Here is a 644-nt window from a genome sequence, read left to right on the forward strand (position 1 = left end):
TCGGTTCCCCTGCGGGGGACTCATCCATTTGGGGGGGTGCGGTTTCGGTGTCGGCGATCGCGGCTTCCCAGGTTGCCCGGTAGCTCAGGTTGCCGAACGCTCTCACGTCGTCTTTGGACAGTCCGAGCGCGATCGCACGAGCCTTGAGTTCTGATAAAGTCATAGTTACTCCTGTAAAGGGGTTTTCGCGCCCATCGGTGTAGCCGCCAAGCATACGCACCGGTGGGCCTGTTTTTTGCGTTTCCGTATGTCAACTGTACAACTTTGGTACACCCACCGTCAACACTATTTTGTTAAGATGTGGGTGCAAAGTACAATGAAAATGCACCCATGATTTCTCAGACAGTGCCGAGTAAACTGCCGCGAGTGAACGTCTATATTGATCCAGACCTTAAGGAAAAGGGGGAACTGTTAGCCAAAAAACGCTTTCGTTCCCTCTCCAATCTGATGGCTTGGCTGTTGCAGCAAGAAATTGAACGGGCCAAGCAGGAAGGGGAGTTGACCGAAGAAAATTAAAAATTTATCAGTCACATCCTCGGTACAGCCTCAGCCAGACACACCACCCCCCACCAACCCCCGATCGCACCAGACCGGGGGCCATTTTTTTGCTCACCAACGATCCATCAGATCCATCAACGATCCAT

The 644-nt window shown here is 52.3% G+C and carries 1 protein-coding gene; it reads left to right on the forward strand.

Annotated features, from left to right (window positions below; genetic code table 11):
• Positions 1–330 precede the first annotated feature (330 nt).
• The gene (locus AC0QHF_RS00045; RefSeq protein ID WP_324702155.1) at positions 331–516 is read left to right on the forward strand and encodes a ribbon-helix-helix domain-containing protein; all 186 of its coding nucleotides are present in this window, start codon (positions 331–333) and stop codon (positions 514–516) included.
• The last annotated feature ends 128 nt before the right edge of the window (positions 517–644 follow it).

This window comes from Lyngbya sp. CCY1209 (assembly GCF_055795065.1).

Coding starts and splice junctions, on each gene's coding strand:
- AC0QHF_RS00045 (WP_324702155.1), top strand. CDS start 331: ATGATTTCTCAGACAGTGCCGAGTAAACTGCCGCGAGTGAACGTCTAT.